12 protein-coding genes are annotated in these 13,449 nt (G+C 51.2%); 6 read left to right on the top strand and 6 right to left on the bottom strand.

Features of this window, described 5'->3' with window-relative positions:
- Positions 1-22: 22 nt before the first annotated feature.
- Positions 23-1,405, bottom strand: coding sequence for an endonuclease/exonuclease/phosphatase family protein (locus ABT56_RS14225; RefSeq protein ID WP_047879554.1), 1,383 nt, complete (start codon positions 1,403-1,405; stop codon positions 23-25).
- A gap of 268 nt (positions 1,406-1,673) precedes the next feature.
- On the opposite strand from ABT56_RS14225, the gene ABT56_RS14220 reads away from it, so the two are divergent.
- Positions 1,674-2,051 (top strand): hypothetical protein, encoded by a 378-nt coding sequence (locus ABT56_RS14220; protein WP_047879553.1) that lies wholly within the window; start codon positions 1,674-1,676, stop codon positions 2,049-2,051.
- Positions 2,052-2,066: 15 nt separating this feature from the next.
- Here ABT56_RS14220 and ABT56_RS14215 read toward each other — a convergent pair whose 3' ends face one another.
- Positions 2,067-2,957 (bottom strand): LysR family transcriptional regulator, encoded by an 891-nt coding sequence (locus ABT56_RS14215; RefSeq protein WP_047879552.1) that lies wholly within the window; start codon positions 2,955-2,957, stop codon positions 2,067-2,069.
- A 136-nt stretch (positions 2,958-3,093) separates the two neighbouring features.
- Here ABT56_RS14215 and ABT56_RS14210 point away from each other — a divergent pair, with 136 nt between their 5' ends.
- Positions 3,094-3,633: an NADPH-dependent FMN reductase gene (locus ABT56_RS14210; protein WP_047879551.1), complete on the top strand. Its 540-nt coding sequence runs from the start codon at positions 3,094-3,096 to the stop codon at positions 3,631-3,633.
- 39 nt (positions 3,634-3,672) lie between these two features.
- Here ABT56_RS14210 and ABT56_RS23290 read toward each other — a convergent pair whose 3' ends face one another.
- Together ABT56_RS23290 and ABT56_RS14200 are read right to left on the bottom strand one after the other, a co-directional pair.
- On the bottom strand, positions 3,673-4,155 hold the full coding sequence (locus ABT56_RS23290; RefSeq protein WP_053062500.1) for a GNAT family N-acetyltransferase: 483 nt from the start codon (positions 4,153-4,155) through the stop codon (positions 3,673-3,675).
- 106 nt (positions 4,156-4,261) lie between these two features.
- A complete protein-coding gene (locus tag ABT56_RS14200; RefSeq protein ID WP_047879550.1) occupies positions 4,262-6,982 on the bottom strand; it encodes a hypothetical protein in 2,721 nt (906 codons plus the stop codon).
- Between the two features lie 299 nt (positions 6,983-7,281).
- Between ABT56_RS14200 and ABT56_RS14195 the strand changes: the two genes are divergently transcribed.
- Both ABT56_RS14195 and ABT56_RS14190 read left to right on the top strand, forming a co-directional pair.
- Positions 7,282-8,646, top strand: a complete 1,365-nt coding sequence (locus ABT56_RS14195; protein ID WP_047879549.1) for a hemolysin family protein — start codon at positions 7,282-7,284, stop codon at positions 8,644-8,646.
- 203 nt (positions 8,647-8,849) lie between these two features.
- Complete coding sequence (locus ABT56_RS14190) at positions 8,850-9,233, top strand: DUF2541 family protein (RefSeq protein ID WP_047879548.1); 384 nt, start codon at positions 8,850-8,852, stop codon at positions 9,231-9,233.
- Positions 9,234-9,333: 100 nt separating this feature from the next.
- Here ABT56_RS14190 and ABT56_RS14185 read toward each other — a convergent pair whose 3' ends face one another.
- Positions 9,334-10,515, bottom strand: coding sequence for an MBL fold metallo-hydrolase (locus ABT56_RS14185; protein WP_047879608.1), 1,182 nt, complete (start codon positions 10,513-10,515; stop codon positions 9,334-9,336).
- 118 nt (positions 10,516-10,633) lie between these two features.
- On the opposite strand from ABT56_RS14185, the gene ABT56_RS14180 reads away from it, so the two are divergent.
- Positions 10,634-11,248, top strand: coding sequence for a TetR/AcrR family transcriptional regulator (locus tag ABT56_RS14180; RefSeq protein ID WP_047879547.1), 615 nt, complete (start codon positions 10,634-10,636; stop codon positions 11,246-11,248).
- 70 nt (positions 11,249-11,318) lie between these two features.
- On the opposite strand, the gene ABT56_RS14175 is transcribed toward ABT56_RS14180, so the two are convergent.
- Complete coding sequence (locus ABT56_RS14175; RefSeq protein WP_047879546.1) at positions 11,319-12,641, bottom strand: DUF4397 domain-containing protein; 1,323 nt, start codon at positions 12,639-12,641, stop codon at positions 11,319-11,321.
- Between the two features lie 181 nt (positions 12,642-12,822).
- Here ABT56_RS14175 and ABT56_RS14170 point away from each other — a divergent pair, with 181 nt between their 5' ends.
- Positions 12,823-13,425, top strand: coding sequence for a hypothetical protein (locus ABT56_RS14170; RefSeq protein WP_047879545.1), 603 nt, complete (start codon positions 12,823-12,825; stop codon positions 13,423-13,425).
- The last annotated feature ends 24 nt before the right edge of the window (positions 13,426-13,449 follow it).

Here is a 13,449-nt window from a genome sequence, read left to right as displayed (position 1 = left end):
CTCTGTCATTTCGAGTAATAGATTAGAACTGTGCCTTAATCCAGATCATGCGGTGGTCTGAAGATACATCTTTACCTTCACCCGGCACTTTGTTTCCATCAACATCATCGATTCGCTTATCAATAAACAATCGATGGCCTTCCTCGTAAGAAGCTGCCCAGTATACGCCGGAATCAACCACATTCAGGTTTGCTGATGGCAATGCGTAATCAACCGCCAGACCAAATGTCGACGTCATGCGGTTTGGAACTGGGTGATCCGAATTCTGAGCCACTGCATGTTCCGTTGCACCATAACTGGTTGGGAACAGCGCGCCATTCATCACTTCCTGGTTCACGCGAGGATCATCATGCAGAGCCTGCATCACTGAACTAATCCCGTCACCTGATAGAGGGTCAAGGTTTTGGTCCCCCATCATCACGAATTTCGCATTTGCAGGCAGGCCTCCTTGCTTGCCTGCATCATCGTAGAAATAGTCTTTACCCTGAATGTAATGGTGCCAGAATTCTACTTCTGCTGCGTTTTGCTGCTTATTCTTACCGGTATCAAACACTGGCGGTGTAGGGTGAGACATCAGCAAATGCACCACTTCATTGCCCTTCTCGGTAGGGATAATGATCGGCGCATCGACGTGGTTTTTAGACGATAGACGGACCTGCTGCCATTCTTCTGCCGTGTACCAGTCATCACCGCAATTCATGCCCGCAGGGATTTTGCTCGGCTTGTCGCAGATAGTGATCGTTGGCATTTGGACACCGTCCATGTCCTTCCATTTGAATTCTTGGAATGTGCGCGTATTGGCCGTGTCAATTTTGTACTTAGACATCAGCGCGAATGCATATTGGCCGTGGTACACACCAAAGCCCCACGCATCACCCGGCATTTGGCCAGCCACACCGTTATTATCGAGATCAAATTCACTCAAAAGGCCGGTGTTGGTCGCGTAAGACTCTGCGTACGGGTAGACGATAGGTTCAAGGTTTGCCGGACCGCCTGCACCATCAAGGCTTTGCGCTACGGACAGGTAGTTCTTCTGGAAGCCTTCTAGAGCAGCTTTGTTTTCACCCGTACCGTCGTTGTTGTATTCCGCCATCATCAGTACATCAGGGCGGTTTTTCTGAATAATTGCTGCGACGTTACGAATTTGAATGACTTTTTCAGCGGTTGATTTTTCTTCGGCGCTAATAGAGCCGTCAAGATAAGCCGCCACCAGCTTCGTCTGTTGCGCTGGTGTCACTTGCATTTCAGCCACGAGAGCGTCAAAGGTCTTGCGATCAAAAGAGAGGTTGTACGTGGCAATTTTTACCTCTTTCGCTTGAACATCGACATATTCAGTATCGTCATTACATCCGGTAAGTAATGCTGCGCCAACGAGAAGAGCAAGAGAGGTTTTAGTGATTTTCATGGTATTCATTTCTGATAATTGGATTGGCGCAAATACTAAGTTTATCAATACCTTTTGTAAGCGACCCCTATCACACAAACGATTGCGTAATTACAACGATAATCAGACTTTATGTGATAAATGCAGCAGACACGTCATTTTCAACACCACGGGTGTATACCCCTTTCACCTAACATACAACATTCACTATGTACTCAACCTCTTTCTGAGACTGAACTGCCTTAGCGCGCTTTGAAACACTCGATTGTCATGAAAACGGGAGAATATAATGAATATATGGATATTGAGCTCAGGATTTCTGGGGATTTTTACAACGCTGATACATATATTTGCCGGTCAAATTGACCCCGTGAAACCCTTCCTACAATCAGATCTCAAAGTAGTTCCCAAAGCAACGCTTTTAGCGTGTTGGCATTTGGTCTCTGCAACCTTGTTAACCAGCTCACTACTGCTCTCATATACCGGTTTGTATAGTGTAGAGCTGCTGTATCTTCCGGCTCAGCTTGTTGGGCTTTTATATGTTCTCTTCGCACTGGTCTTTTTTGTTGTTGGATGGTATTTCTTTGGCAGCAAGGTGTTTATCAAATTACCTCAGTGGGGATTGCTTCTTCCTGTTGGGTTGTTGGCGAATTATGGCGCAATGTGAGCGACCACGTTGAGTCTATTTATCAAAATGCTGCACGACAAAATCGATAAATGCCCTGATCTTATACGACTGCTCTTTGTGGTAAGGGTAAACAATGTACAAGGCGTGCATCTCCATCTGCCACTCAGGTAGGATTTCCACCAGCTCTCCGGATGCGAGTTGCTCCTCGATGAAAAAATCCGGCAGCACAGCAACCCCGAGCCCCGCACAGGCCGCTTGGGTCAACGCCAGACCGCTGTTCACCATATAGACACTGGATGGCAATTCCAGCTCCTTGACAGAATCTTGGTGTCGGAAATGCCAGCGCTTCGCCGTCGATGACAGGCTGTAGCTGAGCAGTCGGTGGTGGTAGATATCCTCAAGGGACTCGAACGCACCGGCGTTGGCCAAATACTCCGGCGAGGCACACAGCACGCGACGAATATCCAACAACTTACGCGACCGCAAGCTGGTATTCCCCAGATCCCCGCCACCACGGATGGCGATATCGACGCCTTGCTCGATCAAATCAAGATGCTCATCGCTCATCACCATCTCAATTGACAACTCAGGATGCTGGCGCATGAATTCGCAAATCAGCGGGTTAATTTCAGTGATACCCAATGACATTGGCGCGCTGATCTTCAATTTGCCTTTCAACACCCGAGAGGACTCTATCACCGACAGATCCGCCTCATTAAGCGCATCCAGCACCCGGCACACCTGTTGGTAGTAGAGCTGGCCGTTATCGGTAATATGCAAATTACGTGTCGTACGGTTAATCAGCGGGCTCTTGAGATAACTTTCAAGCTCGTTGATATTTTTGCTTATTGCTGCCTTGGAAAGCTTCAAGTCCTCCGCCGCTGCCACAAAACTGCCAAGCTCCACCACCCGCCTGAAGACAGTCAGCGCCCTGATTTTATCCATGCATCCCCCACAAATATTGTTTACCAATAGTGAACTATATAACCACTATTATAGTGTTTATTCACTTTTTAAGGTCAATTACTATGACTACATCGACAGGGCATCCCATCCCCCCAGACAGACAACAGGATTCAACATGAAAAAGATTATTGCGTTCACTGGCAGCAACAACAGCCAGTCTATCCACCACATTTTGATCCAAACCCTAGCGGCCAAGGCAAACCAGACCCAAGTGAGTACGATTGACCTCAATGACTTTGACTTGCCAATGTACGGCATTGATGTTGAAACACAGGGGATCCCTGAAGATGCACGCAGACTACGAGCAACATTGAATGAGTTCGATGCACTGATCATCGCCTCACCTGAGCACAATGGCTCCATGCCCGCTTTTCTGAAGAATGCCATCGACTGGCTATCTCGCGTTGCACCACAAGGCGGCTCGTTCTTCGGCGACGAGAAGAAACCCGTTTTGCTGGTTAGCACATCACCAGGTGCCAACGGTGGTGCTACCAACTTGAAAACCATGGCAGAACTCATGCCTTGGTGGGGCGGCGACGTTAAAGGCACATTCAGCTTGGGGAGTTTTTACGACAAATTCCAAAACGGCCAGTTCGATGCAACGACCAACGCCGAGCTCGAATCACTCATGGCAGACTTCGAACGCACACTGTAAAACGGGGATTCATGGTATTGCCATCAATAAGGGCTGGCATCAGCCCCTATACTGGTAGTAATCGACGTCTTGCTGGCTATAACCCAAAACAAAACCGAGCTTGGTCAATACGTTAACTGATGCCCCGTTAGCTGGCTCAACGCCGGCGATAAAACGTTTCGCGCCTTGTAGCAGCAGCTTATCAATCAGCGCAGACATCGCCTCGCTGGCAAGACCCTGTCCCCAGAATGATTCACCCAGTACATAGCCGACACGATAGGTCGCCTCGGGCTCAGGAAAAACAAACAAATAGCCTGCAGTCGTCGCTTTTTGGCGAACAACCAGCACGCTCCCTGTTGCTTCCATCGTATCGAGCCATGCATCAACCTGCTCCGCGCTATCTAGCTGCTGGCAAGCAGGCGGAAGGTATTGGGCCACGGAGTCAGTAAACAGCGCCATGATTTCACGGTGTGTTTGCGGGTCTTTGCGATCAAGCGGTGAGACCTCAAGACGCTCGGTGGCAAAAATAATCGGCTGTGTCATTGTATTCTCCTTACGGTGTGGCGGTCATTCTAACGCGCAGGGCACCATGAAAAAAGGCAGCCGCTATCGTACTGCCTTTCTATAGATGCTATATACCAGCTATCGGTTACTGCTCGAGCAGCGATTCGGCCATTTGCCTGACTTCCGCCGAGCTGTCCTGACTCATTATCTCCAGCGACGCCTGATAACACGCCAACTCACCCTGCTTGAGCATATAGAGCAACCTGACCCGTTCATCGGCCGTCAGCCATTCCTGCATATCCGGTAGGCGACCTTCGCCAGCCAATTTGCAGACAAAAGCGTGCTGATCTCGCCCTTGATTGACGGCATAGTGGGTCAGCTCACATTCACCAACCCCAATACTGTCAAGCCAACTCAACGCCCAATGGTCTTTGGCCATAAGCAAGGCCATCCCGACGCTCGGATTACTGTGGCGCAAATAACCCACTTCCGAGTGGCTCCAGCGCTCAGTCAACGGGATTTCGCCCGAGGCAACCCGGCTGTTTGCATACGCCTCCTCCACGTATGAGCATCCTAACCAGTGCAGGCCGCGCTTGCCCAATTGAGCAAAGAACCTCGCCAGTCGCTCCCCCTGAGATGGCGGCAATAACCAGACAAACTCCGCCGGGGCAGCATGCCCGGCTGTACTACCGTAGTGAGGTTCCCAGCCCTGAAGCTGCGGTAATCCCAATGCTTGGGGAGACAACGCCTCCAGCCCCTCGCCGGTGGCCAGATAATCAAGTAACTGATCTTTTACTTTGACGGCAATGCCCGCAGCCAGCCGTTTTTCGAGACTCGCCTGCAGCGCCGCACTGAAATAGTCATCAATGGGCAAATTGGCCTGCGGTGCTACCGCCTTGATATGGGCAAACAGAGCCAACAATTGCTGAGGGTAGGCCTTTTGCAGGGCTGCAAACGATGCCTGTGCAAACAATGCCTGCGGTGGTACGCTCTGGTGGCTATCAACCGGATCCATACCGGTTTCTGCACATCCTGCCTGGGCAAATGCCTCGACCCGGGCACAGTAACGCTGCCAGAAACGCGCGTCCGCCGGACGGTATCCTGCTACCTGCTGATCGGTCACGATCAACGTCGCCTCGATCATCGCCTCGGGGATCCCTAACCCAATCAACTCTCGGGCTAATTGTGATTCGCCCTCGACATCGTTAATCGCTGCATAGTGGGCATAATCAGACCAGCAATAGAAAATACGGTTAATCACACGCAATGGCGCCAAGGCGACCACTAGCTGCCAGTGACGCTCCGCCAGAACAAACAACGGCCTTTCCTGACCCGTCTTCTGCCTGTACTGCAACAGCCAATATAGGCTCAGGAATGCCCGCTGGCCCCCGTCATTGAACAACCAGAGCTGGTAGGCCGGCTGGCTGGCGCTGATCCATTCGCCACGGGTGCCACCGTCATGGTAGAGATTGTCACGAAGCAGTGCGAACAATGCCTGTTCATCGTCATCGCTCGATGCATCGGTCAACCAATGCTGCACGCGTTGCTCCTCGCTATCGGAAAAGTCCCCGTAATACAGCATCTGCTGCAACAGCAGTTCCGGCAACGTCGCCTCCAGCCAATCAAGGATGGCTCCATGCTCGGATGAAGCAGTCTTGCTCGAATGCAAGCGCCAAGCCGCATAGGCACAGCCCCCTAAGTGAGCCGGTAAATGCGTCAGCCATTGTGTGCCAGCCTCTTCCAGTTCGTCATCCAGATCTTCGAAGACGGTGACGCGGAGCTTATCCCTACTCGGGTGCAACGGGTAGTAGCACTCTTCCCAATCATCCTCGTCCCACTGGTCAATTCCCCATTCTTCATCGTCACAACACGGATCGGCAGCATCGGGCAGCGGCCAATCCTGATACCTGTCCTCAAGCTGCCATGCCGGAGCCATTCTGCTGAGAGCTACACCGGGATAAGCCTGCTTGACCTCCGCCAGCAGTGCCAGTGCCTCATCTTCAATCCGCAGGCCCAACAACAACTGCTGCTTGACCTGATCCTGCCATTCGCCCTCTTGCCAAATTTCGGCATCAACATCCCAATCAGCCAGGCTGTAATAGAAACTCAATACCGGATGCTCAGCCTCACCTCCCGGTGACGCCAATAACGGCCGCTGTCCCAGACGCTCAACCAACTGGCTTTTAAACCATTGATAATCTTGCGGGTGAGCGGTGAAGTGGGCAAGCAAATCGCATTGCAGCTGGGTTCCTTCGCCATCCATGAAGAAATAGCGCCGCAGGTGCATGCCATCAGACCACACGTAGGCTTTGATCACATCGCGGCTCCAGCCGTACCGTTCCACCAGCTTGCCAAATAGGAACAGGGGCTGTCTGAGCGTTTCACCATCCCAATAAGGAACGATAAAACCACTGAGATAAAAGGTATAAGCTGGCTCAACCAGGGCCAGCATATACAGCGCCTCGATGCCAAAGACATTGTAATCATCAAGCCACATATCCCCCGAATCATTGCGGCTCCGGGCAAAATTCACCATCGCTTGTGCGGTGCGTTCAAGTTCGGGCAACAATTCCGGGAAGGAGAGCGCAGCGGCGAACAAGATAGGTTCGCCAATATTGGTTTCGCGTTCATCACTACGGCAGGCGCTCAACGCCCGTTGCAACATTCCCCTGTTATCCCCTGCATCCTCTGCTTTAAGTGGCCGCCCAGACAGGTGCAAAAACTGAATATTGAACTGTAGTCCCATGCGGCGACGAAATGCGCTGCCGTCACTTAGACACTGGCGGTACTCAGCCAATGCCTGCGCAATACTGTCAGGACTTAGGGGATCAACAAAAATTGAAACGGGGGTGTCAGATGAAGACATAGAAAACCTTACTCGGCATGAGAACAATGCGGATATAATACAATCAAATCATAGAGATAAGATCGACTGGCAGTATATACACCCAGCCAGTAAAAGCCAGTCCAATCATCCTTTAGGCGTATTGCGCCACATGTAAACCTCGTATGGCTCAGCACCTGTCGATAAACATGCTTTATTAAGATGAGAAATAGCTTTCATTAGAAGCTGCAGAAGATGTAATCAACATCAATACTTGCCTCTACTAATAACGGGATACTCGAAGCAGGTTAATTTCAGCCTGTAGACCCAAGGAGAGTCTCATGGACGTGCTGATACTTGTCGCACTGATCCTACTTAACGGGGTATTTGCCATGTCGGAAATCGCACTGGTAACTGCCCGCAAAAGCCGCTTGCAAAAGCTCGCCGATAATGGCGACAAAGGCGCTGCCCGCGCCATCAAACTCGGTGAAGAGCCAACCCGCTTTCTGTCAACCGTACAGATCGGCATTACCGCTATTGGTATCCTAAACGGTATCTTTGGTGAAGCAGCGCTGGCCGCTCCACTGGCCGAGTACATGCAAACCCTGAACATTCCAGCCAAGACCAGTTCGGTGGCCTCTACCGCCATCGTGGTTATCGGCATTACCTATGTCTCCATTGTTATCGGAGAGCTGGTACCCAAACGCCTTGCCCAGTTCAACCCGGAAGGAATTGCCCGTTTCATGGCCCGCCCGCTATCCCTGCTGGCTCGCCTGTCCCGGCCGTTTGTCTGGCTCTTGTCTAGCTCGACGGATCTCACACTGCGCCTGCTGGGCAAGAATTGCCAAGACGGAAGCGACACCCTCACCGAGGAAGATATCCGGGCGGTATTGAGCGAAGGTTCGGAGTGTGGCGCCATCGAAAAGCAAGAGCACGACATGGTGCGCAACGTCTTCCACTTTGACGATCGCCGAGTCACCTCGCTGATGACACCGCGCAGTGAAATCGAGCAACTGGACATCAACAAGTCATTGGACAGCAATATCAATCTGCTGCTGGCTTCCGAGCACGATCGCTTCCCGGTTGTCGAGGGCGGCCTCGACAACCCGCTCGGCGTGATCTCCGCCAAGCAATTGTTGCAGTACCAAATTGCGAAACCTGCCAGCCCGCTGACCCATAATATCCAGCCAGCGGTATTCGTACCGGAAAACTGGACCGGGACCCAACTGCTCGAGCATTTCCGCCATACCGGCGATCCTATGGTGTTTGTCGTGGACGAATACGGGGATGTACAGGGCATCGTAACCCAGAACGACATCCTCGAAGCGCTGGCCGGCGAGTTCAAAAACCGGGCACCGGAAGATATCTGGTCAGTGGAACGAGAAGATGGCAGCTGGTCGATGGATGGCCTGATCCCTATCTTGGTACTGAAAGACCTACTAGGGCTCAATACCCTGCCCGACGAAAACCAGCACGGCTACCATACCCTGAGCGGTATGCTGATGTGGTGTCTAAGCCGCCTACCCCAAGTCGATGACACTGTAAAATGGGAGGGATGGCAATTCACCGTCACCCGTATCGAAGGCAACCGTGCTGACAAAATCCTGGTAAATCGCCTAACGGAAGACGAGGATAGTGCCGAGCAGATCACAGAAAACGAAGTGGAAAACAGCGCCAAACCAGAGCAGGACAACATGGAAAAATAACGAGCAGATTTATGTCATTTTTTACATTAATTTGTCTTTGCCAAAATTCGAAGTTGGTATATTCTGCGGCGGTTAAAAACTGCCTGATTAGCATAAACTAATCATCAGTATAAACACCCCAAATAACGGGTAAGCCGCCGCTTTCTTTATTTATTTAAGAAGCGGCGGCTTGCTGTATCTATAGCTTTTAATGTAGTTATAACATGAAAACAAAATCATTGTTTGCCGCCCTATTGCTGGCTACGGGCTTGCTAGGCGCATCTAGCATGGCTCACGCCGACGACACCATCACCCTTGGCCGTACCATCCTACTGGGCAAAAGCGACCACGGCGCAGAAATTCCAGTTATTGGTTGCCGCCGCGTCGATGCAATCAAAGTTAAGGCTGAGCGCGACTTGTTCTTGGAACGCGTAAAAGTAACATTCCAAAACAAAGAGACCAGAACATTCAAGTTCTACCGTAAAGTCGGCGAAGACAAAAAAACAGATTGGCGTAAATTTGCCTACAAACGCTGCGTAACTCATATTGAGGTATTCGGCAAGGCGAAAGGCTCTAGCGCCGGTGTCCGCGTTTACGGCCGCCAGTAATAACATTGCCCAGCCCGGTTACACCGGACTGGGCAACTTTATATCCCCATCTTTTCCTTCTGTTCAGCCTAACAACAGCCAAACATGTCCTGAGTAGCCCTTACTCGGTGATCGCTTGTGCCTCTTGCCGCAAAGCCAATTTCGAAAAGTCGTACCACGACTCCTGCGCACGCCACCAATACGCCGTATTGACCGGCATCGACAAATCTAGCGACTGACCGATCAAAGGGGTCACCAAAGCCACATCATGCAGCTCGGCTTCCTCGATCAAATCATTGACCGGCTCATCCCAGCGGTGCAAAAACAACTCATAGGTAGACCAATGAACCGGGAACAGCTTATCCCCCCTCACATCGAGGTGGGCCTGCAACGTATGTGCTGCCTGCATATGCCCCCATCCCTCAACCGGATACCCCTTGCCATTCTTCACGTTGGCGGCAACTTCGATAAACGTCATATCAAACGGGCCAAGACGCTCGCCGATTTGTTTGAAATGACTGCCGTAAGCAGAATCGCCACTGTAAAAAACACTGCCTGCATTCGCCTGGATCGCCCACGATGACCACAAGGTGGTATTACTATCAAACAAACCGCGCCCAGAGTTATGGTTCGCAGGTGCCGCCGTCAAGCGTACCGATCCCACAGAATGGCTCTCCCACCAGTCGAATTCCCGAATGTTGTCAGGAGAAATACCCCATTTTTCAAGATGACGACCGATCCCCAACGGGACAAAGAAATCCACATTCTTGTCGGCATAATAGCGGGCAGTCTCCTCCTCCAGGTGATCATAATGGTCATGTGAAATCAAAATAACATCCGGCAAAGGCAGATCCTGTCGGCTCACAGGTGCATCCACATTGCGCGAGAAAAAGCGTGAAAACAACGACGGGGAAGCATAATCAAAAACCGGGTCAATCAGCATTCTGACCCCATCGGCCTCAACGAACAGCGACGAGTGCCCCAGCCAAGTTACACGCAGTGATTGGCTCGGCGTAGCCAGCAGATGGGTATCAACCGCTTGGAACTGCAACCGATGTTGTGGCTTGTACTGGTCACGATCCATGAAAAACTTCCACATTAATGAAAGCATCCCTTCTTGGCTTTCCACTTTTGGCATATGGCTAATCACCTTGCCGTTCGCAAATTGAGGAGATTGCGCAATACGCTGCTCGCGGATCGCTTCGCTTTGGACATGGCGGCCATCGACCGCTTCACTTTGAAATACAGACAAACCCAATACCCCTATCACCGCAACCAAAGATGCTTTCAGTGTCGTTTTCATTTCTTGCTCGCCACAAAAGTAAACGATGTTGTATACTTTAATCATAACCTCAACGAGAGAAAAGTAAACACAGCTGTTTACATTCATTCTGGGAATTCGATTAATTAAGGAATGGAAATTGGCTAAAGTTGCTGAAATAAAACAAGAAAATATCATTTGCGCAGCTATTGATATTTTTACGGAAAAAGGGCTGGATCAAGCCAGTATGGAGGCAATATCCAAAAAGGCCGAAGTCTCCAAACGCACCTTGTATAAATACTATCCAACCAAGGAAAGCCTGTTCGAAGTAATTGTCGAACGGTTGGTATCCAACGTTAAGGTGATCAGCAGTATTGCGTTTGAGCAGAACGTCTCGGTAAGGGATCAGCTGACTAGCCTCGCCCGAAAAGAAGTCGACCTACTGTGCAGCCCGTGCTTTGTTGCCGTTGCCCGCGTAGTCATGAGCGAGTGTATCCGCTCCAAACCTTTGGCTGACTTGATGGTCGAAAAATTTCAGCCGCTCGACGGCTGTCGCGGACTGACCCGCTGGATCAATGACGGGGTCGAGGCCGGAAAGCTGAATGTTGAACACCCCGATATCGCCTCCGAACAGTTCATCGCGGCCCTCAAATCCATCGTCTTCTGGCCACAGCTCATGGCCCACATCCCACCTGCGGATAGCGCCACCTGTCAGGCGGCAATCCAAACGGCTGTCGACCAATTTATCGCAGCCTATGAAGTAAAAATAAACTAGGCTGTTCTTGAGCAGATGTGAAAAGGCCGAAAGTAAATTCACTTCCGGCCTTTCATCAATAAGCTGAAAACTATTGGGCTGGTTCGGTATCCACATTGACTGCCAGACTCAGATCATCCACGGCTGTCACAGAATATACCCCACCGTCTTTTATCGTTACGGCCTGTTCAATCAATGGATTCAAATCCCCTGCCGCAGTCACCGCCAAGGTATAGCTACCTCCGGGTACATTCAATACCGCAGTATCTTTGAATATCGCCCCGAATACCACAATCGTCTCTTCGCTAAATGTACCATCAGCAGAGGCGTGAATATCGACCGTACCGGCCAAGGTACTGGCATGAACAACTCGTACTTTGGCGTACGTCGCCACCGAGCGCAGATCTTCTTCGATAATCAACGGCTCAATCGTACTAACCGTGCCAACGGCATAGATACTAGTTTGAGTGGCCGCAGCAATTTCGGTGCCCGGCGCGCTGATCAGCTCTGTCCCCGGATCCCCTGCGGGGGTAACCGCCAAATCATAGCTGCCCGGAGCAACATCGCCTGAGCGATACTCCTTAAATGCGATGTTTTCATAACCACCGACAGCCGCCCCGCCCGCAACGACATCCACGTTTGGAGCTTCGTTCACCGCATGTACCACACGCACCGTTGCCTGCTCGCCGGTATTGCGAACGACTGCCACCGCCTCACCGTCGGCAACCAGCAAGTTTACAGGGGAAACCGCACCACCGTTTACATTGGGTACCGCGCTAATCATCAAATCGCTACCACCAGCCAAAGGCAGTTCACCACTGTCGTAGACGACATCCTTGCTTCCCGCCAAGGTAATACGAAGGCGGTACGTCCCGGCGGCAAGGGTGACCGGCAGCAGATCGCTATCCTCGGCAAAGGCCAATCCCGGTACGGCCGGTTGAATATTATCGATGGTTGAATCCAACCCGATATAGATGTCCACTGGAGGGACGTCAGGGTGGGCATGAAGCACATCAATTCGAACCTCATTGCCTTGTGGTGACATGTCTTCCCGGCTTAAGACCACGGCCGAAATATCGGCAGTTTGACCAAGGGCAACAATGTCGTATTGCATGTCAGGGGCAAAATCTAAATTGGCTTCAATAACATTTGTTGTCTCGTCACCCGCGAGCTGTGCGACAACACCAACATCGTAGGTACCGGCATCGACACGCAATAAACTGCTACCTTGCTGGTAGTCAACCATTTCAAGCCCCTCGACCGTGTCGCCGTTTAATTCAACCGCGACCAGCGGGGCATCGCTGCTGGCATGGGTGACCCGAATCTTACTTGTTGCCGTATCGTCGTCATCGTTGAAACAGCCACTCAAACCAAACACTGATACGAATAATAAAGGGAGGTATCTCGTTCTCATCGGAAGCGTCCTTTGTAGGTAGTCCGTGGCCTAATTACGCCAGCATCCCTCACCACGATCACCCGTTGGATTCTCGCTATTGAGACAACCCTCCTAGACGCCTGAGATTCCGCTCATCCGTTTAGCGCTTTATTGCGTACAACAAAAGCGACTATCTATAGAACTCAAAGGAGCTTCCTACGTGCATTCCGTTTCGCCCAACCAATTAACACTTCCCTATATTCAGACCACTGACCATCTCATGCCGATGGGCCAAGGGCAACTGCGCGGTTCCGGGTATCTTTTTACCCAGACCATTGCCGATGGCCTTCGAGCAGGCAGTCTCTGGATTGTTATGGTTGACGGTTTTGGCAAGCCAGCCAACGCACACGGCGACATTATTATGTTGGCCACCATTACCGAAGTGGACTGGCTCAGTGAAGCCGAAATCAAACTTGATATTGCGATTCATCAATGGGGGGCCCTCGCGCTGGAACCTCACCACAGCACGACATACCTCCAAGGTGAGATCTACCCCATCTGGCATGACGACATCCAACTGGACAATGACGATATCCTCACCACCCGCCTGAGCCAATGGCTTGCTGAGTCCGGTTCCCGGATGCAGGTTACCGCAACTTCTTTGACCAGTGCCCGATGGGTTTGCTGGCGCTGGCTTGAGCTACTCCCTTTATCTTTGACCACCAAACAACGATTGCTCAAGCACTCTTCACCGCAAGTTTGCATCCGTTACCTGAAAAAAATCATCCGCCGCAGTGATCTGATTACCTCGTTGTTGCGTTAGCACCAATTAGACCCCATGCTTGCA

This window comes from Photobacterium aquae (genome assembly GCF_001029445.1).
Lineage (GTDB): Bacteria > Pseudomonadota > Gammaproteobacteria > Enterobacterales > Vibrionaceae > Photobacterium > Photobacterium aquae.
Note: the sequence above shows the minus strand (reverse complement) of the source record. Positions and strands in the feature narration are given on the sequence as shown.

Coding starts and splice junctions, on each gene's coding strand:
- ABT56_RS14225 (WP_047879554.1), bottom strand. CDS start 1,405: ATGAAAATCACTAAAACCTCTCTTGCTCTTCTCGTTGGCGCAGCATTA.
- ABT56_RS14195 (WP_047879549.1), top strand. CDS start 7,282: ATGGACGTGCTGATACTTGTCGCACTGATCCTACTTAACGGGGTATTT.
- ABT56_RS23290 (WP_053062500.1), bottom strand. CDS start 4,155: ATGACACAGCCGATTATTTTTGCCACCGAGCGTCTTGAGGTCTCACCG.
- ABT56_RS14175 (WP_047879546.1), bottom strand. CDS start 12,641: ATGAGAACGAGATACCTCCCTTTATTATTCGTATCAGTGTTTGGTTTG.
- ABT56_RS14190 (WP_047879548.1), top strand. CDS start 8,850: ATGAAAACAAAATCATTGTTTGCCGCCCTATTGCTGGCTACGGGCTTG.
- ABT56_RS14210 (WP_047879551.1), top strand. CDS start 3,094: ATGAAAAAGATTATTGCGTTCACTGGCAGCAACAACAGCCAGTCTATC.
- ABT56_RS14215 (WP_047879552.1), bottom strand. CDS start 2,957: ATGGATAAAATCAGGGCGCTGACTGTCTTCAGGCGGGTGGTGGAGCTT.
- ABT56_RS14185 (WP_047879608.1), bottom strand. CDS start 10,515: ATGAAAACGACACTGAAAGCATCTTTGGTTGCGGTGATAGGGGTATTG.
- ABT56_RS14200 (WP_047879550.1), bottom strand. CDS start 6,982: ATGTCTTCATCTGACACCCCCGTTTCAATTTTTGTTGATCCCCTAAGT.
- ABT56_RS14220 (WP_047879553.1), top strand. CDS start 1,674: ATGAATATATGGATATTGAGCTCAGGATTTCTGGGGATTTTTACAACG.